This window comes from Mycoplasma sp. 10961 (genome assembly GCF_055523525.1).
The window spans coordinates 377,666-400,294 of the sequence record NZ_JBVFVD010000001.1; the positions used below are offsets into that span (position 1 = coordinate 377,666).

The 22,629-nt window shown below is 26.2% G+C and carries 17 protein-coding genes; 9 read left to right on the forward strand and 8 right to left on the reverse strand.

The genetic code is table 4. The annotated features are described in order from the left end of the window. Positions 1–45 precede the first annotated feature (45 nt). Positions 46–2,121 carry a transglutaminase domain-containing protein gene (locus AC0B4T_RS01680; protein ID WP_465102859.1) on the forward strand — a complete coding sequence of 692 codons (2,076 nt, stop codon included), beginning with the start codon at positions 46–48 and terminating at the stop codon, positions 2,119–2,121. Between the two features lie 68 nt (positions 2,122–2,189). Here the strand turns inward: AC0B4T_RS01680 and AC0B4T_RS01685 are convergent, their stop codons facing one another. The 8 genes from AC0B4T_RS01685 to ychF all read right to left on the reverse strand — a co-directional run bounded on the left by AC0B4T_RS01685 (position 2,190) and on the right by ychF (position 13,065). Next, positions 2,190–2,399, reverse strand: coding sequence for a hypothetical protein (locus AC0B4T_RS01685; protein ID WP_465102860.1), 210 nt, complete (start codon positions 2,397–2,399; stop codon positions 2,190–2,192). Next, a complete protein-coding gene (locus tag AC0B4T_RS01690; protein WP_465102861.1) occupies positions 2,392–3,261 on the reverse strand; it encodes a DegV family protein in 870 nt (289 codons plus the stop codon). The genes AC0B4T_RS01685 and AC0B4T_RS01690 overlap by 8 nt, the downstream gene beginning before the upstream one ends. 559 nt (positions 3,262–3,820) lie before the next feature. Continuing rightward, a complete protein-coding gene (locus AC0B4T_RS01695; protein WP_465102862.1) occupies positions 3,821–5,668 on the reverse strand; it encodes an ABC transporter ATP-binding protein in 1,848 nt (615 codons plus the stop codon). Between the two features lie 2 nt (positions 5,669–5,670). Further along, positions 5,671–7,437, reverse strand: coding sequence for an ABC transporter ATP-binding protein (locus tag AC0B4T_RS01700; protein ID WP_465102863.1), 1,767 nt, complete (start codon positions 7,435–7,437; stop codon positions 5,671–5,673). After that, positions 7,415–7,762 (reverse strand): ArsR family transcriptional regulator, encoded by a 348-nt coding sequence (locus AC0B4T_RS01705; RefSeq protein ID WP_465102864.1) that lies wholly within the window; start codon positions 7,760–7,762, stop codon positions 7,415–7,417. The genes AC0B4T_RS01700 and AC0B4T_RS01705 overlap by 23 nt, the downstream gene beginning before the upstream one ends. Before the next feature lie 20 nt (positions 7,763–7,782). Beyond that, on the reverse strand, positions 7,783–11,523 hold the full coding sequence (locus AC0B4T_RS01710; RefSeq protein WP_465102865.1) for an AAA domain-containing protein: 3,741 nt from the start codon (positions 11,521–11,523) through the stop codon (positions 7,783–7,785). Further along, positions 11,523–11,876 (reverse strand): PTS glucose transporter subunit IIB, encoded by a 354-nt coding sequence (locus tag AC0B4T_RS01715; RefSeq protein ID WP_465101604.1) that lies wholly within the window; start codon positions 11,874–11,876, stop codon positions 11,523–11,525. Before AC0B4T_RS01715 ends, AC0B4T_RS01710 begins: the two co-directional genes overlap by 1 nt. An 88-nt stretch (positions 11,877–11,964) precedes the next feature. Next, complete coding sequence (gene ychF / locus AC0B4T_RS01720; RefSeq protein ID WP_465102866.1) at positions 11,965–13,065, reverse strand: redox-regulated ATPase YchF; 1,101 nt, start codon at positions 13,063–13,065, stop codon at positions 11,965–11,967. A gap of 101 nt (positions 13,066–13,166) precedes the next feature. On the opposite strand from ychF, the gene AC0B4T_RS01725 reads away from it, so the two are divergent. The 8 genes from AC0B4T_RS01725 to AC0B4T_RS01760 all read left to right on the forward strand — a co-directional run bounded on the left by AC0B4T_RS01725 (position 13,167) and on the right by AC0B4T_RS01760 (position 22,621). Next, a complete protein-coding gene (locus tag AC0B4T_RS01725) occupies positions 13,167–14,810 on the forward strand; it encodes an MAG5620 family putative phospho-sugar mutase (RefSeq protein ID WP_465102867.1) in 1,644 nt (547 codons plus the stop codon). Beyond that, positions 14,770–15,246 (forward strand): hypothetical protein, encoded by a 477-nt coding sequence (locus tag AC0B4T_RS01730; protein WP_465102868.1) that lies wholly within the window; start codon positions 14,770–14,772, stop codon positions 15,244–15,246. Before AC0B4T_RS01725 ends, AC0B4T_RS01730 begins: the two co-directional genes overlap by 41 nt. Before the next feature lie 54 nt (positions 15,247–15,300). Then, complete coding sequence (locus AC0B4T_RS01735) at positions 15,301–16,662, forward strand: glycine--tRNA ligase (protein ID WP_465102869.1); 1,362 nt, start codon at positions 15,301–15,303, stop codon at positions 16,660–16,662. Positions 16,663–16,671: 9 nt separating this feature from the next. Next, positions 16,672–18,537, forward strand: coding sequence for a DNA primase (gene dnaG / locus AC0B4T_RS01740; RefSeq protein ID WP_465102870.1), 1,866 nt, complete (start codon positions 16,672–16,674; stop codon positions 18,535–18,537). 9 nt (positions 18,538–18,546) lie between these two features. Continuing rightward, positions 18,547–19,968 carry an RNA polymerase sigma factor gene (locus AC0B4T_RS01745; RefSeq protein ID WP_465102407.1) on the forward strand — a complete coding sequence of 474 codons (1,422 nt, stop codon included), beginning with the start codon at positions 18,547–18,549 and terminating at the stop codon, positions 19,966–19,968. A 1-nt stretch (position 19,969) separates the two neighbouring features. After that, positions 19,970–20,752: a Nif3-like dinuclear metal center hexameric protein gene (locus tag AC0B4T_RS01750; protein ID WP_465102871.1), complete on the forward strand. Its 783-nt coding sequence runs from the start codon at positions 19,970–19,972 to the stop codon at positions 20,750–20,752. Between the two features lie 102 nt (positions 20,753–20,854). After that, complete coding sequence (locus tag AC0B4T_RS01755) at positions 20,855–22,291, forward strand: phospholipase D-like domain-containing protein (RefSeq protein WP_465102872.1); 1,437 nt, start codon at positions 20,855–20,857, stop codon at positions 22,289–22,291. 66 nt (positions 22,292–22,357) lie between these two features. Then, entirely contained in the window at positions 22,358–22,621 is a 264-nt protein-coding gene (locus AC0B4T_RS01760; protein WP_099309444.1) for an HPr family phosphocarrier protein, read from the forward strand. Positions 22,622–22,629 lie beyond the last annotated feature (8 nt).

A 22,629-nucleotide genomic window follows, 5' to 3' on the forward strand; every position in this document is an offset into this window, starting at 1 on the left:
AAAATTCGTTTTTTTATAAATTCTATAAATATAGAAAGGAATATTATGCATAAAAAACTAAAGAAATTTCTTATTTTTGGTGCAACTGCTCCGCTTTTTGCCATTGCTAGTTGCACAGCACCTGCTCCTGAACCAGGAGCAGGTAATGGAACAACGACACCCACACCTAGTGATCCTACCCCAGCGCCAAAAGATCCGACTAAAGAACCAGTTATTGGAACAAAGGAAACAAATCCTAACCCTGAAACACCAAAGACTGAGCCAAATCCTGGCAAGTCTGATCCAACACCTCCACCAGTAAATGACCCGAACTCTACAAAAACACAAAAGGAACGTGAAAACGAGAAAAATACTAATTCGTTAGATACTAATCCAGGTTCTAAAGATCAAGAAGAAAAAAAATCAGATACTGTTACATCTCCACCTTCAAAATCTCAGCAAGAGTTTCCAAAAAAAGAAGAACCTGCTAAACCTGCAAATAAAAACCAACAACAATATGAACAATTATTAACTGAAGTTCAAATATTTTTAAAAGATGAATTAAAGTCTGAGTTAAAGTATGAATTGTACAGAGATTCATTAAATCAAATAATTGATGATACTAATTATTATTTAGTTACAAATCACCCAGTAAATTCAGAAGATTTATATAAGCAACAATATAATAAATTATCTTTATCTTTTAATGAAGCTAAAAGTAAGTATAAATCAGCACCCGAGGTTTCATATACTGAATCTGACTTGCAACATAAAGAAGGTAAAGGAAAAAGAGAAGATTTGCTTTCATTAAATTATTCTAACCAAGTACCTGCAAATGCTAAAATTAATTTAGAAGCTATGAGTTATTTAAAATTCCTTAGTGCCGAGCAAATTAAAAGGTACTATGATGACAATGACCCAGCTTTAATCAAGCAACTTGGAAAAGACGGAATTTCTAAAAACCGCAAGATTATTGATGATAAAGTAAAAGATATTACCAAAGGAAAAGATAAAAAAATGGATCAAGTAAAAGCTGTTTTTGATTGACTTACAGCTAATTTAAAATATGCACAAGGTGCAGATCAAACTGCTTCAATTGACCCTGTTGAAGCTATGAATAAATTAATAGTTGTTTGCGGTGGTTTTAGCAACCTATACAAAGCAATGCTTGATTCTTTAAATGTCCAAAGTGCAGTTGTGATCGGTTGATCAAAATATGGATATCACCAATGAAATATTGTTTTTGACGAAGATAAAAAAGAATTTTTCCATTCTGATGCTACTTGGGGCCAAAGTTACTACGCTAAGACAAATGATGATTTTGCTAAAGACCATAGGTCATTTGAAATTTTAAATTCGCCATATGTAAAAGATGGCTTTGAATATAAATATTATCGTGGCTTTGCTCTTAATGGTAATAAAAACAAAAATGCGGATCAAAATCAAAAACATGCTGATAATATTAATGATTTAAAAGTTACAAGTATTTCATCACAAGCATTAAAGGAAAGCAAAAAATTATACATTGGTGAACATATCGAGCAAATTGATTATGCTGGCGGAACTGGTGAAGTAGTTGAATTTACTGTTAATCCTCATAATAAGCATTTTAGTGCTAAAGATGGTATTTTATACAACAAAGAGATGACTAAATTATTAGTTATTCCTAATAAACTTACAAATAAAGAATTTACTTTACCTAAAACAGTTCGTGAAATTCAAGATTGAAAACAATCATTCAATAACCCATATTTAGAAAAAATTAACGTAGAACCAGGTAGTTATTGGTTTGCATCTTATGGTGGCATTTTATACACTAATAACTTTGAAAGATTAGTTTTTGTTCCTAATAATATTGGCCCAACTGTTACGGTACATAAAAATGCCAATTTTAAAGAACATACCTTTGCACAACTGAAAAATATTAATGAAATCATTATACCTGAAGGTGTCACTAGATTACCACAATGGTTTGTAAATAGTGTAACAAGTTTAAGAAAAATTCATTTACCTTCCTCATTAACTGAACTTAAAGAAGATTCATTATGGAATGTTTCTAACCTTACAGTTAAAGTACAAGATAAAATGAATCAATCTGTTTTAAATATTTTAAAGAAAAAAGGTTTTAAAATTGAAAAATAAACTAAAATAACATGGCTAAGGCCATGTTATTTTTAATAAAAGTTTCTAGGATATACTCCATAGAAACTTTACACAGTATATTTGTATAAGAAGAAAAAGATAACACCAATAACTATTAACAATAGAATAATTGAAATAATACTAAAATAAAAGATTAAATGAAATTTAATTTTTTTATATTTATCTAAATTACTATTTTTTTGGTGATGTTTTATAATTTGCTCTATTTCTTGAATTTGGTTGTTTTCTTTTTCAATTTTATCTATTCGATTATTCATTATCAAATTTTAATTCCGGCATTACGCTTAATGCTATTGCTTCAGGGCCAGTATGAACAGCAATTACAGAAGGTGTTAAGAAGATTGATTGAGGATTAACTTTAAAGTATTTGTTATTCATTACAATATCTACAAGTTCTTGCTTAATACCATGAATAAAAGTGATTACAAATTTCTTATCTTTAATTTTAGATGATTGTTCTTCACAATACTCCACAATGCCCTCAATAACTTTTTGGATTGCCTTTGTAATATTTCTTTTTAAACTTGCTAGTTTAACACTACCGTCTTCTTCATAACTTAAAATAGGCAACATTGGTATTTTAGTTAAAACGAATTTTTTAAAACTTGATAGTCTACCACCTTTAATCATGTGATCAATATTTTCAGGTACAATGTTTGTTATAGATGATTCATTAATTCACACCATTTCTTCATATAATTGTTGAATTGTATAATTCTTTTGTTCATATAAATGTTTTAAATAATCAACTGTTTTAGTTATTTGATCCCCAATTAAATGGTTTTCCATAACGTGGATATTACCAAGTTCTTGCCCAATTGTACGAACTGTGTTAGCAGTTGCTGATAATTTTGAAGAAATTCCCACAAAAATTACATCATCAAATTCTTCCGAAGCATCTTTTAATATTTGTTCAATTGTATCTAGTTTTGGCAATGATGTTAAAACTTTATTAGCTTTAGAAATTTTTTCTAATAACTCTTGGCGATCATCAATACCATCAAGGTATGTTACTCCATCAATTTCTACTTGTAAGGGTAAAAATTTGTAACCTAATTCTTGTGCTTGTTGCTTTGTTAAACAAGAAAAAGCATCTAATATAATTCCTAATTTTTTCATAAAGTAATTTTAACATAAAATAAATATAAATCTAAATATTAAATATATTATTAAGATTAAAAATTTTATAAATAGTTATGTAAAACATAAGGTAATTTTAGGCTTTATGGTTATATAATTATTTATATTAATTTAAATAAATAATAAAGATGCTTATTGTTTTTTATAGGATAGCAAAATTTATATTTATGCAAATTACTCTGATATCACCAAAGTTGTTTGGTGTTGATTAATGCATTCTTTTTTTTATGATAAAAAAGATATACTAAATATTATAAACAATAATATTAACTGATATAAACGCGAAGCGGTGCCTAGCATCAATAACTTTGTAATTTTTACCTTATTAAATAAAAAAATTAATATTTCAAATAGTAGATGACAAAAAAATGAAGATTATTAAAACCTATATAATTGATATAATTATTCATATTTAAAAGCATACCTGGATAAATAGTAAAAAACTCACGCCGACTAAACAAGTATAAATAATTTGCTTATTTGAATATTCCCTGTCTAACTAGTGTGAGTTTTTAAAAAAAGATAAAAATTATTATTTTTAAGTTTGTGAACTTTGTATCATTTGCGTATATTTACCATTTATTTGCAATAATTCACTGTGTGTTCCTTTTTCTAGTATTTTACCTTTATCGATAACTAAAATTAAATCTGAGTTAATTATTGTACTTAGCCGGTGGGCTATTGAAATTGTTGTCGTTTTGTTAGTTAATTTATCCATTGATTTTTGAATTTCTAATTCAGTTAAAGAATCAATGTTTGAAGTAGCTTCATCTAAAATAATAATGTGAGGATTTTGATAATTTACCCTTGCTATGGAAACTAATTGCTTTTGTCCTTGGGATAAACTTGAATTATGATTCATTAAATATGATTTTGTACCTTGTGGCATTTTTTCTATGTGGGTTGTTAAATTTGAATTATCAATTGCTTGTTGTAATAATGATTCATTAAATGGTTTAGTTGCTCCATAGGTTATATTATTTTCAATTGTATCTGTGAAGATTTGAATGTCTTGGAGTACAAAGCCAAAAAGTTTTCTTAAGGAACTTTTTTTGATTAATTTAATGTTAATATTGTCAATTAAAATTTCGCCACTGCTAACTTCATAAAAGCGACCAAGTAAATTAACAATTGTTGTTTTACCTGCCCCGGTTTTACCAACTAATGCAATTTTTTGACCTGGGAGCACTGTAAAACTAATATTATCTATGGTAGCAATATTTTCATATGCAAAGGAGACATTCTTAAATTCAATTAAACCTTGATAACTTGCAAGTTTATCTTGTTGCTTATTAACTCAATAAAATTTATCATTTTCTTCTTTGAGATAAATCTCACCTTGGTCTTCTTCATCTTGTTGATCTATAATCCCAAAGATACGTTTTGAGCCTTCAATGGCTTTTAAAATATCGTTAGCTCGCATCATGATTGTTGACACAGGATGTGCAAATGATTTGGCAAATTGAGTAAAAGAAACTAAAGTACCAACTGTTAAACCAAGACCAGCTGAATTACCTTGAACAAATAAAATTGATCCAAAAACAGCAATTGTTCCATAACAAATTAAACCAATGTTAAATGATACAGGAAATAACATTCCAGATAAGCGGTAAGTTTTGTGACTTATTTTTTTGTGCTCATTGGTTAGTTTATGGTACTTTTCGACAATCTGGTTTGAATTATTAAAAATTTTAGTTGTGGCAAAGCTGCTAAGAGATTCTTCAACAAATGCTGTTACAATGGCATTTTGCTTTCTTTCATTTCCAAAAGCTTTTTTAGAATGTTTCATAATAAAATATGATGAAACAATAATTAATGCTAAGAAACAAAGCATAATTAAGGTTAATTGCCAACTTAAAGTTACCATCATAATAATTGAAACTGAAAGAGTTAAAATTGAATTTAGAATATTGGGAATTACATCTCTAAAAAATCCTTTTAAAGTCTCAATATCGGATGTAAAGGCAACAATGATTGAGCCCTTCATTTCTTTATTTACATAATCCATTGGCAATTTTTGAATTTTATAGTAAAGTTGATCTTGAATCTTTTTAGTTGTTTTAAATGTTACCAAGTTTAAAAATCAAGTTCCAATGAATTTAAAGATAATTGCAAATAAGAAGAGTAATGCTGACAAAACAATTACTAAAGTAAAAAAATGTCAATTAAAAGTTTTTGGATCTCTAATAGCATTTGGGTCTAAATAATCTTTTAAAACAAGATCAACAATAACTTTACCAATAAAAATTTGGTTATAAAGCATTCCAATTGAAGCAACTAAAAATAGAAAGATCCCTAAGATTAAAATTAGCTTGTTATTAGATCACAGAAGTTTAAAAATGCGCTTTACTAAATTTTTATCATGTTTAATATATTTTGAATACATAATTAAAAACTTTCTATAATTGAATTTTGATATGAATAAATATCTTTATAAAACTTATTTAATTCTAGTAATTCATCATGATTACCAAAATTGCTAATCATTCCATCTTCTAATACTATAATTTTATCGCAATCTTTAATTGAACTAATTTTTTGCGAAATAATAACTTTCAGACAATTATCAATTTGATTAATTGTTTCTTTTATGCTTTGTTCTGTTTTAAAATCTAATGCACTAGTTGCATCATCCATTATTAATAAATCAGGATTTTTAATTAATGATCTGGCAATTGCTAGTCTTTGGCGTTGACCACCTGAAAAATTTGAACCTTTTTGATTAACTAGAGTATTTAATTGTTCTGGACTATTAATTACAAAGTCATAAATTTGTGCTTTTTGTAAAACATCATAAATTTCTTTATCAATTACATTATTCTTAATTGAGGTAAAATTTGATTTAATCGTCCCTGAGAATAAAATATTTTCTTGGAAAACAATTGATATTTTTTCACGCAATCTATCTAAATCATACTCTTTGATATTAATATCATTAATCAATATTTGGCCTTCAGTAACATCATAAAAGCGGGCTAATAGGTTAACTAGAGTACTTTTACCTTCGCCTGTTTTACCAATTATTCCTAATGAAGTATGCTTATCTAAAATAAAATTAATATTAGATAAAGTGTTTTGTTTATTTTGCTGGTATTTAAATGAAACATTTTTAAATTCAATTTTTTGGATTATAAAATCTTTAATAGGATTTGCCACATTTTTAATTTGAGTTTTGTGGTTTAATATTTCGCTGAGTCGTTTTGAACTAGGGATTGCTATAAAAATATTGTAGCTAATATTTAAAATTCCTAAAAATGAAGAAGTAATCATTCAAATATATGTTCCAAATAAAACAATATGCCCAACATCTATTTTATTATTTAAAAATAAATTAACACCAATAGTAGCTAATAAAATCAACGACATATAAATGACTGTCATAAATGAAGTTTCACCGAAAGAGTTAACTAAAACAATTTTTAAGTTAGATTTCATTAATTTTTGAGTATGATCTTGAATTTTTTTAGTTTCTAAATCTTCGGTAACATTAGCTTTAATTGTTTTTAAAGAATGTAAGTTTTCTTGCAATTTCTGGTTAAATTGATCATTATATTTAAATAGTTTGCGGATATTTTTACGTACAATATACATAATTGCAAACATAACAAAACAAATTGGAATTGAAATGAGAAAAACATATGATAATTGGGTTGATTCACTTAATGAAAAGTATAAGGCACTCGAAAACATAAAGATCGAGCGAACAACAGATGTAACTCCTAACTGCAGAGTTCTTTCCATTGAACCAACATCATTACTTAACCGGTTTAAGATTGTTCCAACTGAAAAGTGGTTTAAGTCTTGTGGTGAAAAACTTTGAATTTGTTCAAATAATTTATTTTTAATATTTGCACTAAACTGTGTTTGATATTTAGATACTAAAACAACTTGGACAAATACTGAAATAAACAAAGTTGAAAAAATAAATAAAAATAAGTAACCTGCGTTTTGATAAATAGCTTGTTGTTTTGTTATTTGTCCTTCTCATTTATCTAGCGAAATAATATTAATAATGTTTTGCACATACCTTGGAGTCATAACTTCCAAAATGATTTGAATACAAATAAGGGCTATTGTTACGAAAATTAAAAACCTAATGCCTTTAGTAAAATCTCAAATTTTAATTTTATTTTTAGTTTTCAACGTCGTGGCCATCTCTAATACACTCACATTCATAACTTCGCTCTAAATCAATTTGATAAATTGATTTAAGCAATGGTTTAAATTTTTTAACAAAAGTATCATTTAAATAATAATATGAATACAATCCTTTCCTGCTAGCTGAAATTATTTGAGCTTTTTTCAAATCATTTAAATGCTTAGAAATGTTAGATTGCTTTGCATTTAACACATTAACAATTGTCATCACATCACATTCATTTTCGTGGCACGTAAATAAATGCATGATGATATTTTTTTTAATTTTTTTGGATAAAAAACCCAGGATATTTTCTAAGTTGAGTGAATTATTTTCATACATACAAATATCTTTCTCTTAGTTTAATTTTTCAATTCTTTTTCATTGTTAGTGTTTTGATTTGGTTCATTTGAATTTATGATTAAATCAAGTTCTTTACGTAATTCATCTTCGTTGATTGGATGATCATTAACTAAAGTTTTTTCATTTTCTATATTTGGTTTATTTAATATATCATCTTCAAATGAAAAATCATAATATTCAAAATCTTGGTTTTGAATGTCTGTGGTTTTTTCACTTGCTTGAATATCTTGATCGCCATCTTCTTTATAATCATCTTCATTTATTTGAATTGCTAGATCTTGTTCATCTTGTTTTGGAGATTGGTTATTTGAAATTTTTTGTTCAAGGCTTTGGACGTTTTTTTGTTGTATAACTTCATTCTTAATTTTAGTGTTTTCAACATGCTGGCTGATATTTTGAATATCAACTACTTTTTCTATTTCTTTATCAACTGTTTTTAACTGATTTGCAAAAGTTGCACTTTCTAATTGTTTTTCAACTTGTGCATTATTTTCATTTTTTAAAAAGTAGTCTAATTCACCTTTGTTCAAAATGTAGGTTAAACTTGGTTTTAGTTCTTTATTATTTTCTTGATTTCCTTCATTGTTAAATCAATATTCTAATTCATTTTGTTGATGAATTCATGAAATAGGTGAGATTATGTGTACATCATATTTTTTGGATTTTAAGAAACGGAATTGGTCTCTAATATCCATATATGTTTCGTTGTTTAAGTTAGTAAAGGAATCAAAAATAATTGCCTTAAAAGGTTTTTGATTTTTGGTAATTAGTAAGTCTATTTTCAAAGAACCAACAATATAATTTTCAAATATTTCATATTGATTTTGGTTGGATATGCATTTATTAATACTATTTTTTACTAATTCAATAAATCATTTAGAATTTTCTAAATTACTAATAATTTTTTGTTTATTAGCTTTTAAATCAAATAATTGTAAATCATCAACCGGATTATCATTTTGATTTAGGGAGTCATAAACATCTTGTTTACGTTGGATACTGGTTTTTTCTAAAAATTGCAACCATTTTTTGAAGATTTCTAAATCTTCAGAATAATTCTCAGGTAATTTAATATCAGATGCTTTAACTGTTTTAACAACAATCATTTTATCTTTTGCGCGAGTTATCGCTACATTTAAAGTATTTTTACCACTGTTTGGCTTACAAATTGATGTTGAAGAAAACCTTGTAAATTTATCATATGATACAGTAGTAATAACTAAGTCAGCTTCATGGCCTTGGATATTTTCAACATTACGAATCATAATTTTATTTTCAGTAATATCATCATAAAGCTCTGGGTATTTATTAAGCAATAAATTGTTAATATAATCACTTTGTTGTATATTAAAAGCTAAAATAATGATTTTATTATATTTTTTTAAATTTGTTTTTAAGACTTCGATAACTTTTAAAGCTTCAACTTCATTTTTTTGGTCTTTTCATTGTCCTTCTACTTGATATACTTCAATTGCATCATTGATATTATCAGCGTTTGTATCAATCACATCTAATTGCGAGTTATAAAAATGTTTTGATGAAAAAGACATTAGTTCAGAATAATTTGAACGGTAATTTTTATCTAATAAAATTTTAGTGATATTTAGAGATGAAGCATAATCTAATATTGATTCAACTTTTCCAAAAATACTATCATCAGTACTGCGACGACCAAACCAATTACTTGGGCTCATTTGTTTTGGATCTCCTGCTAAAATTTTAGTTTTAGCTAAATATAAAATTGGTAGTCCCTTTTCGATAAAAATTTGACTAGATTCATCTAAGATTGCATAGTCAATTTCGCCTTTAGTTCAATGTGCTAAATCAGTGTCAGGAGTAACTACAATAATTGGATAAATTACTTTTAGCAATTTGGCAAATTTTTTCATGAATTTTTGCGGTTCTAGGTTTTTAATGCGTACATGCTGTGCAAATTCCTGATATTCTTTGCTATCATTTTCATCTAATTTAGTAAGGCGGTTGTAGATTCGTTCTAAAATAATTTTATGTAAGATCTTTTGGTCTCAAATAAATTGTTGATATTTTAAATTTTTAGTTAATTCAATAATTTCATTTAGTTTATTAATGGTTTCTTTATCCAGAGAATTTTGCGGTAATTCATTAAAAAAAGTGATTAAATCTGAAAAACTTCCATCAAATTTCGGTATATGTGATTCGATATTTTCAGCAACAATTTTAAGCTTGCGATATTTTGGTAAAAAGGTTAATCATTTTATTTTGTTTTCTTTTTTCAAAATTTCAAGAATTTGACCGTGGGAATATTCATATTCAGGGTATAAAATATCATTTGGTAAATTAATTAACATTTCAACATCGCTTATATAATTTGGATCTTGTTTATGTTTTGCTAAGTAATAATAAGCCCTTAGGATTGATTGAATATGTTTATTTGTTAAAATATCATTTATTAAATAAATGTATTTTTGTTCTTGTTGACTAATAATGGGTGTTCGTTCGCTTGAATTAATTGGATTTTTGAAATTTTCCAATAATTCAAGGTATTTAATAATTGGTTCATAAAACTTATTTTTATTGATATTTTTAGATTTTAAAGCAAAAAGGCAAAATGATTGCAAAATACCCATTCTTTCTTTAATAACATCTAAGGCAGCCTTTTTTTGCGAAGCAACTATAGCAGTTTTGTTATAAATTAAAATATTAGTGATTAAATTAACTATGGTTTGTGATTTGCCTGTCCCTGGTGGACCTCAAATAATCGTATCTTGATTTAATGATGAAACAATTGCTTTGTCTTGAGATAAGTTTGAAGGTGTAATTTTAAAAATTGTGTAGTTAGGATTATTTATTGTTTTGGTGATTGTTTCTTGGTAAATATTCTTGTTAAAACTAACTTTTAAAATTTCATCAAATTCTTTTTTTTCAATGATTTCTTTCATTCTTGCACGTGAGTAACCACCCAATGGTTCAAAAATACCAATAATGGCACCGGGGTGAAACATTAAACTTTCATTTTGAATTTCGCTTTCACCCATATTTTCGAATGATCCAAATACTTCTTCTGGCAATGTAAATAAATTTTCCCAATCTTTTTGTAAGATTGTAATTAATGCATTCATTGAATTAATATTTAAATTTTTGTCAAGGTGCAAGGCGATATCTTTACTTTGAAAAAAGAATAATAGTTTTTCATTAACTTTAATATCACCTTCACTTATTAAAAATGGTTTTCCATTTTTAATATTAATAGTAACTTCTTTAAAGAATAATGGTGCATAAATTACTTTATCTTCAATTTTCAAACTTATAAATAAGAATCCAATATGTAATGGTCAAACATTAGTTTCTTCCAAATATTCATGGGCCTTAACTGATAATTGCTTTAAGGTAGTAACTTGACTATGAATCTTGCTTTGAATAATATTAAGAATATTTTTCTTAATTTCATTAAAATGAGTTTTAGCATTTAAAAAGCGTTCAAACTTTAATTTACGGATATTTTTGCTTTTAACTATATAAGTAAGTTCATCTAATGAATTTGATAATTCAATTTCTTTTTTTAAAGCTAATAAAGCCCCATCTAGTAATGAAATATTAAATGTTTCATTGTTTATAATTGCTTGGTATTGTTCATGGTCAATAAGATCTTTAAGATCTAAATAATCTTTGCGATTATTTCGGGTAAAAATTGCAGGATCTCCAGGTTCAACATCAAGCAAATTATTTAAAATAGTTGTATATTTAATGTCAATTGTATTCATTATGCTCCTTTACTATTTTGTAATGCATCAAATGTTGCTTTGGTATATACACCTAAAATTATTGAAATTAAATTACTTTTCACAAATAGTCCACTAACTCCCTTAAGGTTTTTGATTTTTTCTAAGTTCACTAATGAAATATCTTTAATTTCTAATTCAATTCTTGAAGGTTTATATTGTTTAATAATGTAATTATTTATGCCTAAAGCTTCGATTAATTTTGTTATTTCAAAAGGAGGATTATTCACTTGGTAAATAGTATTTTTTTCATGTTTTACTTTTTTTCACTTTAAAAGTATTAAACCAAATGTAACAATAATTAAAATAATTCTTTTCCATTTATTATTTATCATATTTAATATGATACTAGAAAATACAGAAATTTAAAACATAATGTTAATATATGCAATTAAAAAATAAAAGCAAATTGTTTTTTTGCTTTTATTTTCCGAATTTAAAGTGGCAAACATCGCCATCTTGCATAATGTAGGTTTTACCTTCTTGACGTAGTTTACCAGCATTTTTTGCACCTAATTCTCCACCATATTCTAAATAATCTTGGTAACTTATCACTTCCGCCTTGATAAATTTTTTCTCAAAATCACTGTGAATCACCCCCGCACATTTAGGAGCAGATCAACCTTTTTTATAAACTCAAGCTCTTGCCTCGATTTTCCCTGCTGTAAAATATGTTTCAAGATCTAATAATTTAAAAGCAGCTTTGGTTAAAATGTCAAGCCCACTACTTTGAATATTATAAATTGTAAATAACTCAAGTTTTTCATCATTATTTTCTATCATACTTAATTGAGCTTCTAATTCAGCTGAAATTGGGATTAACTGTTCATGGTCTTTTAAAGAACTTTCAAGTGATTTGTATAATTCATCATTTTGATAATCAATAAATTGTTCACTATTTAAATTAGCAACGTAAATAATTTTCTTAAAGGTTAATAAATTATAACCTTTAATGAATTTTGTTTCTGCTTCATCTAAGAGTGCTTCACGTGCTGGTATAGTTTGTTCTAATGATGCTTTTACTTTTAAAGCAGCATTTTGTTCAATAATTGCATCTTTATCCCCAGATTTCGCTTTTTTAGAAACTCTATTTAAAACGTTATTTATAGTTTCTAAATCTGCCAAGATTAATTCATAATTAATAATTTCTTTATCTCGTACTGGATTAATTGAGTTAGCAACATGTAATATATTTTTATCATTAAAACATCTAATAACATGAATAATAGCATCTACATCGCGAATGTTAGCTAAAAATTTATTACCTAAACCTTCACCTTTTGAAGCTCCTTGTACTAAACCAGCTATATCAACAAAATCAAAAGTAGCTCAAACAACTTTATCTGGATTAATTAATTTTGCAATTTGCTTAAGGCGCGGGTCAATCAATGGAACAGTTGAAATATTTGGTTCAATTGTGGTAAAGGCATAATTTGAAGATTCAACTTGTTTTTTGGTTAAGGCGCTAAATAAAGTACTCTTACCTACATTGGGTAATCCGATAATTCCGGCTTTTAATGACATAAGACTCCTAACTAAAAAAATTTATTTATAAAAATGTATTTTATTTATTTTACTTTAAATTTGGTAAAATTAAAAAAAATATTAGGATAATCAGGAGATTTATGGCCTTTAGTACTTTAAATATTTGAAGAAGTTTTTATAATAATGAATCAATTTCAACATTAGAGGAATTTGATAACGAAATTAAACATTACCATACGGATTTTGATAATTTAGTAAGCAAGGCTAAAAGTACAGTTTATGGCATTGAATTTGTAGGAATTAATAAATTTAATTTAGACCATTTAAATCCATTTAGTTGCCTGAGTATTTTTGCAATTTTCTTGAAAAATCTATCAAGTAACAAAAATAAAAAAATATTAATTGCAACTGATTTTGGGAATGCTCAAGGCCAAAATTTAAAAAACTTATTAGTACGTTATGCTAACAAAGCAAAGTTTGAAGTTTTTACTCATAATTATGATACCATTAATGAATTTTTATTTTATAAAACTATCGAAACTACTGGTATTAATAATGGAATCTTCTTAAGTTATAATCAAACTCAAAATAAATATTATTTGAAGTTAGTTAAAGATAAGATTGATCTAAAATTGCAAGAATATATTTTTTACTTAAGTGAATTTACTAAAATTAATAATTTATTTTTATTATCACCAAGTTCTCAATCAACAATTATTAATGTTGATAAAATACTTAAACTTTACTGTTCAAATTTTAAAACTAATTTTACATCAAAAACAGGTGATTTTGAACTAAACAAAACATTAAAAATTAGTATTATTGTATCTAATTCTCTAGATTTATTTATCTTACAAAGAATTTTGAATAATTCTAGTTATAAAGTTGTTATATATAAAAGAAATATTTCAAATAAAATGCTATTTACTATTTTGGATTTAAATTTTGGCAAACATAAAACGGATTTAATTATTCATCTTAATGAAGCAAAACAGTTAAAAATTTATGCTAAAGTTAAAAGTAGGTATATTACCCTAAAAGAAGAAGATTTAATTTACTTATTTATTAACTATAATTTTTTAACTTGAAAAAATGATTCAAGCCTTGAATTAAACCAAGTTTATTTACCATTTTATGTACCAAAATTTATTCTCAATCTCTTAATAAATTTTAAAATACCTTATGATAATAATCAAAATATTGCCTTAGGGACTAATAACGTTTTACTTAGTTACACTCATAATAAATTTTCTGCAAATTTAGGTAACCAATTAAATTATTCAAATTTTGACTTTATTTTAAAGTTATCTAAAATGTTTTTAGACTATAAAAACAACAATTATCTTTTTGGTTATAAGTATCTTAAAACCCTTGAAAGTAAATTTAATTTTTCTTTAAGCACCAAAGAAGTTAATTTTGAATACTATGAAGCCTTGGAAGCATTAAATATTTTTGAAGTGGGCAAAGTTTTTTTAAAGTCTATTAAACTTACTAAAATCCAGCAACATGAATTTGAAAATCGTGAGCAACATGATTTATTAGAAGTTACTTTTAAGTATAAAGAGCATAGTTTTTATATGTATGCTTTTTATGATTTTAACAAAAAAAACCTTGTTCTAAAATTTGAATCCGAATTAGCAATGAACTATTCTAAAACAAAGAGATTCTTAGTAAGAATAATCCACAAATTCTTACAATGAGTAATTATTAAAAACTTAAATAAATTTAAAAAAGAGACAAAAAATGCAAAAAAAACAAAAATGAACCTGAAAACAAATTCTTAAAGAATATTTAAAATTTCAATTTAAAGCAAGAAAAACTTATTTTATTTTAAGTTTATTTTTTATATTTTATTGGTTAGTTGTTTTAATTGATTTTATTGTGCAACACCGTTATGATAATTATAAATTTTTAAATTCTATAAACACTTCAATTATAATTACCTTTGTAGGTGCGCTTTTGGCTTATGGTTTAAAAATGGGCTTATTAAATAAAACGATTAATAATTTTAAAAACATTAATTCTAAAAATACAAAAATTAAAGAGCAAAAAAAGCTTATGGAAATGTCAGAAAGTCAAAAACAAATTTTTTATAAACAAAAAGAATTACAAGACAATTACTATAATAGCTTTTATTATAAAACCTCCTTTGGCTATGTTTTAAATTTAATTTTATGAACCATAATTTTTGTAATTAATATCATTATTACTTACGCTTAAAAACTAATAATATTTATTATTAGATTTTTTTGTTTTTGGTATAATGAAACTCATATGAATAATTACAGTAAAATTAATGAAACATTCTTAAATCATTTAAAGTCTTCCGGGTTTGTTTTTCAAGGTAGTGAAATATACGGTGGCCTTGCCAATACTTGAGATTATGGGCCCTTAGGTTCACTTTTAAAAGATAATATTCGTGATTTATGAAAAAAAGAATTTATCTTAAAAGAAAGCAGTAATTTTTTAATTGATTCTAAAATTTTGATGAATCCGCAAGTTTGGGTTACTAGTGGACATGTATCAAATTTTAGTGATCCATTGATTGAAAATAAAATAAATGGTAAGCGCTATCGAGCGGACAAAATAACTCAAGAAGTTAATCCAACCTTAGTTCCTGAAAAAATGACAAAAAAGGAACTCAAAGAATTCTTAGATTATAATGTTTTTGAATATGAAGGTTCTAAAACAAATTGAAGTGAGATCAGAGAATTCAACTTAATGTTCGAAACTGAGCAAGGAATCGTTGAAGGAAGTAAAAATAAAATCTATCTACGTCCTGAAACTGCCCAAGGTATTTTCGTTAATTTTAAAAATGTTTTGCGCTCTACTCGGGCTAAATTACCTTTTGGAATTGGCCAAATTGGTAAAAGTTTTAGAAATGAAGTAACCCCGGGCAACTTTATTTTTCGGACCAGAGAATTTGAGCAAATGGAATTAGAGTTTTTCAGTTTTCCAGATCAAGCTGATTATTGATTTGATTATTACGTTAATAAAGCTCAAAATTTTATTTTAAAATTAGGCATTAAGCAAGAAAGCATTAAAATTCGTAATCATGAACCTGAAGAATTGGCCCATTACTCAAAAGGAACAACTGATATTGAGTTTAAGTTTCCATTTGGCTGAGGTGAATTACTTGGAGTTGCCAATCGCAGTGATTATGATTTAAAATCTCATGAGCAAGCTTCAGGTGAATCCTTAGTTTATTTAGATCCGGAAACAAATACAAAAATTACTCCATATGTGATTGAACCAAGTATTGGTTTAGACCGTTTAATGTATGCAATTTTACTTGATACATATCATGAAGAAAATTTTGATAATGGAGATTCTAGAATCTTATTTAAATTTCCTTTAGAACTATCTCCATATAAAGTTGCCATCTTGCCATTAGTTAAAAAACTTAGTCCTAAAGCCAAAGAAATTATGTCTTTTTTAGTTGATAAAGGAATTTCATGTGTTTATGATGAAGCTGGTTCAATTGGTAAACGATACCGCCGCCAGGATGCAATTGGGACATATTGATCATTAACAGTTGACTACGATTCATTAGAAACTAACACTTTTACCTTAAGAAATCGTGATACAATGGAACAATTTAGAATTGATCTAGATCAAATATTTAAGTACTTATAGAATATAAAAATGAACCAAATAAATTTTAAAGAAATCAACCAACAAATTTTAGATAAAGCAGACATAGTACAAGTTATTTCTAATTTTATTTCCTTAACTAAAAAAGGAAATAATTATTTAGGTTTATGTCCTTTTCACCAAGATTCAAACCCTAGTTTTACAGTTTCTGTATCAAAAGGTATTTATAAATGTTTTTCATGTTCAGAATCCGGTAATGTAATAACTTTTATTAAAAAACATCTTAATAAAAGTTACCTTGAAACACTTGAATATTTATCTAATGAATTATCGCTTAATTTAGATTTATCTCACATTAATTCTCAAAATATTGCGACTAAAACTGAACAGGAAATTCAGTTGCTAGAGCTTTTAAATGTTGCTAATTCATTTTTTAAAATTAAAGCAACAAGTAATATAAAAGCCCAAGAATATTTAAAAAAGCGCCAGATTTTTGATCCTGAGATACGTAAAAAATTTAATATTGGCTATGCTCCTTATCATGAGTTACGTGAATATTTAAATACATCTGCTAATTTTTCAAATGAGCTAATTTTGCAAGCTGGGCTTATTAATAATGAATTACATGATATTTTTTGGAACAGAATTACCTTTGGAATTAAAAATGAATTTAATGAAATAGTAGGTTTTAGTGCTCGGGCGCTAGATGAAGATAGCAAACCTAAATACATCAATTCACCTGAAACAATCTTGTTTAATAAATCCAAAATCTTATATAACATTTATAATGCTTTAGAAGAGGCTCAAAATACCAAGGAAATTATTATTGTTGAGGGTTTTATGGATGTTATTGCCTTTGATAAAGCTAGTTTTGGTAATGTTGTAGCTTTAATGGGGACGGCTCTTAGCAATCATCATGTTTCATTAATAAAACAATATTCAATTACTTTATTTTTAGATAATGATTTAGCAGGGATTAATGCTACTTTAAAATCTTTAAAAACTTTATTACGTAATCAAGTGCAAGAAGTTTATGTTGCATATAATTCTGCAAATAAAGATCCAGATGAAATTTTAAATAGTGAAGGTCCACACGGCTTAAAACACATTTTAGATCAAAAAAAATCTTTTATTGATTTTATTTATGATTATTATCTTGATTTACACAAATTAAAAGAAGTTTTTGATTTCAAGAACGTGAAAAAATTTAGTGATGATGTTAAAGAGTTTTTATCATTAATAAGTTATGATAAAAAGAATTATTTTGCCTCTAAATTTAAAAATGAATTTAATTATGATTTACTGGAAAATTTAACAACACCATCCTCGCCACTACATGAATTAAATAATTTTATAAACATGGATTATGAGACATATTATGAATCATATAACATACATAATTCGAAAATTTTAAATCAAAGTAAATTTAATGATTTTATGGCCAATAATATTAGAATTAAATTCTTAATTTACTTTATTTTAAAACCAGACTTTGCAAAACGCTTTTTTCAATTAGATAATTCAAGTATTCTTTATTGTAAACCACAAAACTTAGCCAATGCTTTTAATGAAATTAAATCAAGTACTTTTACGTATTTAGAACTTGACCCCAGTTCAGAAAGTAATGAATTAGTTCATAATATAAAGCGACAAATGCACCGCAAAGTTTTTGATTTGATTAAATCTTATAATGAACAATTTCCTGAAGATGATTTAAAAGAATTTTATCTTAGTTATACTAATAAGATACAAAATACTTTGCAAGAAGAAAGTGGGAAAGTTGCATTGACTCCATTAATACGAGAATTATTAAATTCTCATAATGATGAAAATCGCAAGTTTAATATTACCCCAAGCACAAAAAACTATAATAATTTAATTAAAGAATTAAAACGTTTTAAAGAAATTAAATTATAAGGAGAAAATATGAAATCTAACTTTAAGACTTTTATAAATTTACTAAGCAATGATATGAAAAAGAAAAATAAATCTAGTTTATCTCAAGAAGAGGTAATGGATTTTTTATACCAACAAAACTTAGATGTTCCAGATGATCAAATGGATGAATTATTTAACCAACTAATAGAAGAAAATATTTTAACCAACGAACAGGATTCTGGAGATTTAGATGAAGTTTTCTTAGAAGATTTCCAAAAAGAAGTATCTAATAACTCTAAAAAAATAAAAAAACAAACTAACGAATTTGACTTAGAATCGATAACTGACGAATTAGATAAAATTGAACTTGAAGAACCTAATTTTAGTGACTTAGAAGATGGCAATGATGATGATTTGTATATTGATGATGAATCAGATGAAGAACAAGATGACGAAGATTTAGAAAAAGATTCCGATGAATATTCTGATGATGATTCAGAAACATACTATGATGAATTTAGTGACGATGATGATTTTGATCTAGGCGAGCAACTATTGAATGTTGAAGAGAAAAAATCTGAGAATTTATATAATAAACTTACTGAAACTAATGACATTGTAAAATGATATATGCGTTGGATAGGTAAATATGGTAAGTTATTAACAGAAGCTGAAGAAAAAGAGTTAGCTCGCCGCATGATGCAAGGAGGCTTTCGTGGTAAAAAAGCCCGCGATACTTTAATTAATCGTAATTTACGTTTAGTAATTAATAATGCTAAAAAATATAAAAACCGTGGTCTGTCTTTTATTGATTTAATTTCAGAAGGTAATTCAGGAATTATTAAAGCTGCTCAAAAATTTGATATTAATAAAGGATTTAAGTTTTCAACTTACGCTACTTGGTGAATACGCCAAGCAATTACTCGAGCAGTTGCTGATCAAGCTCGCACGATTAGAGTTCCAGTGCACATGGTTGAAACAATTAATAAAGTTTCAAAAGTAGAACGTGAATTAAGTCACGAACTAGGCTATGAACCCTCTGATGAAGAAATTGCAGAAAGAATCGGAGGTGCATTTACAACAGACAAAGTTCGTTACATTCGTAAAATAAATGCTGACCCTATTTCATTAGATAAACAAGTGGGTAAAGAAAATGATTCACAATTTAGTGATTTTGTTAAAGATGATAATATTGTTAGCCCAATCGATCATTCGTCAAAAGATGAGCTAAGTGTTATTTTACAAAAAATGCTTGATCGTTTGGAACCTGATGAAAAAGAATTAATTTCTAAGCGTTATGGAATTGGAGTTGACCAAAACGGTGTTCCTTATAAAGTGCATAGCCTTGAAGCTTTAGCAGCTGCTCGAAATAATGTATCAAAAGAAAGAATTAGGCAAATTGAAAATAAAATTCTTAAGAAATTAAGAAATGACCCAAAATACGGAAATATTTTAAAGGATTTTTATTAATATGACTGTAAAACAAGTAATTGAATATTTAGAAGATTTATACCCTTTAAAAGATTCTGAACCTTGAGATTATTCTGGTTTAAATGTAAAAAACAAACTTTCAAGCAAACTTACTGGTGCTTTATTAGCAATTGATTTAACAAATGAAGTTTTAAACAAAGCAATTGAGTTAAAGTGTAATTTAATTTTAACTCACCACCCATTTATTTTTAGTGATTCTTGGGGTAAAGAATATCAAAGTGCTCCGTATAAAAAAGAAATTAATTCCAAATTAAAAGAACATAATATTAGCGTTTATTCTTTACATACTAATTATGATATAGCATACTTAGGTACCTCGCACCAAGTTTTTAAATATTTAGGATTAGATGAATATAATTTAAGGATGATTCCAACTTTATATGGAGTTGTTTTTGATAATCTTGCTGGTGTTAATTTAATTGAGATTATTAAGGAAAAATTTAATTATCAAAATACCTTAAGGTCTAATTTTGATCCAAATCAATTAAAAGAATTTAAGAGAGTAGCTATTTTAGCAGGATCAGGTTCCATTTATGATATTAACAAACTAAGTTCCAGTCTAAAAGTTGATTTATTTATTACTAGTGATTTAAAATGAAATGAATGAATTAACTACCAAGAAAAACAAATTAATGTTTTAGAAATCCCGCATAAGTGTGAAGAAGTCTTTGCATATCAAATTATGCAAGACTTAGAGCAAATCTTGCCTAAAGATAAAATTTATTTTAAAGCAATAAAATTACCATATAAAAACATTATTTAATAATAAATACTAAAGAAGGTTTTCATGTCTAGAAAGTTTACAATTAAGCGAATTTTAATTTTTATTCTCCAATTATTAATTTCTAGTGGATATTTTGCTAGCATGATTTTTCTTACACTTTTTATTAATAATGACCTAATTTGGCTTTTACTGATTTTTATTTATTTACTTAATGTAATTACAACTTTTATTATTCATGCTCAAAACAGAAATAACCAGGCTAAGTTTAGTTGGTTATATTTAGTGCTATTTGTGCCTATTTTTGGTCATATTATTTTCTTTGTCTTTGGTTTAGATTTAAAATCTAAATTTGAAAGGCAACTAGAAGAATTACCCGAATATAAAATTTCATATTATTCAGATATAAATGCATCGACTCATAATTCGACAAACCCTATTATTCAAAAAATGATTTTAAAACGTAAAACATTAATGTATGATGCAAATATTCGTTTAATATCAGAAGGATATGATTTTTATCAAAAATTAATTCAAAGTTTAAAAGAAGCTAAAAAAAGTATTTTCATTGTTACATACATAATTAAAAATAGCGAAATAGCAAAAGAAATTATTGAAATTTTAAAACAAAAACAAAAGCAAGGCATTGAAATTAAGTGACTAATTGACGATTTTGGGGCAATTGGTAAACAACGTAAATACATTAATAATTTAATTAAAACAAATTTAATCAAAATTCGAATGATTGGTAAAATTTATTATCCATTTATAAATTTTTCATCATTTACACGAAACCACCAAAAATTCTTTATTATAGATTCCAAATTAGTATTTTCTGGCGGAAATAATATTTCAGATGAATATGGATCATTATCTCCAAAATACGGTCATTGAATTGATGTTAATTACATTATGCAAGGACCTTATATTAATTCCTATGTGTTGCTATTTTTCAAATTATGACGTTTAATTTCGAAAGAAAAAATTAATAATTTAAGTTATTATTTAACATATAATTCACACCAAGAAGAAACATATAATTCCAGGGCTTTATTGGTAGCTGATTCTCCAAATTATAAATACTCCACAATTGAAGACTTTTTACTTTTGGCTTTATCAAATGCAAAAAGTAGCATTAAAATTGCAACTCCATATTTTACATTAACAAGTTCTTTAGAAAAACTGTTAATAATAGCATTAAAAACCGGGGTGCAAATTACTATTTATTTTCCCGGATTGCCAGACAAAAAACTTGTTTATAAAACTGGTTTAAACCAATTAAATCGCTATATTCCATTTGGGTTAAAAGTAAAAATTTATTCTGATCATTTTTTACATTCGAAAATGGGAATTATTGATGGTGAAGTTGGTTGACTGGGAACTAATAATTTAGATCCACGCAGCATGTTTTCGCAATATGAAACAGTTGATATTGTGCAAGGTGAGATTGTCGAAGATTTAAAAACGTTATTTAGAAAATATGATAAAAAATGTATTAATTTTCACAAAATGTCGAATATTGAACGTAAATATAATAAAATTGAAAACTTCTTTTTCAATTGAATTAAAACATTAATTTAATTTGTGGTATAATTATAGTTGGCATTTATTAGAAAATAATTAATTAGATATAGAAAGGTTCATAATATGAAAGAATTGAAATGTAAAATAATTGACCCAATTGGTTTACATGCACGTCCTGCTTCATTGGTAACAGCTGTTGCTGCTAGATTTAAATCAGAAGCAAAATTATCATATGAAGGACGTGAAGGTAATTTAAAGTCAATTATGAATATTATGGCGCTAGGAATTAAATGTGGCGCAGAAATTACAATTAAAACTTCAGGTGAAGATGAACAAGAAGCTATTGATGCAATCAAAAAAGCTCTTGTAGACCACCAATTAATTTAATAAATAAT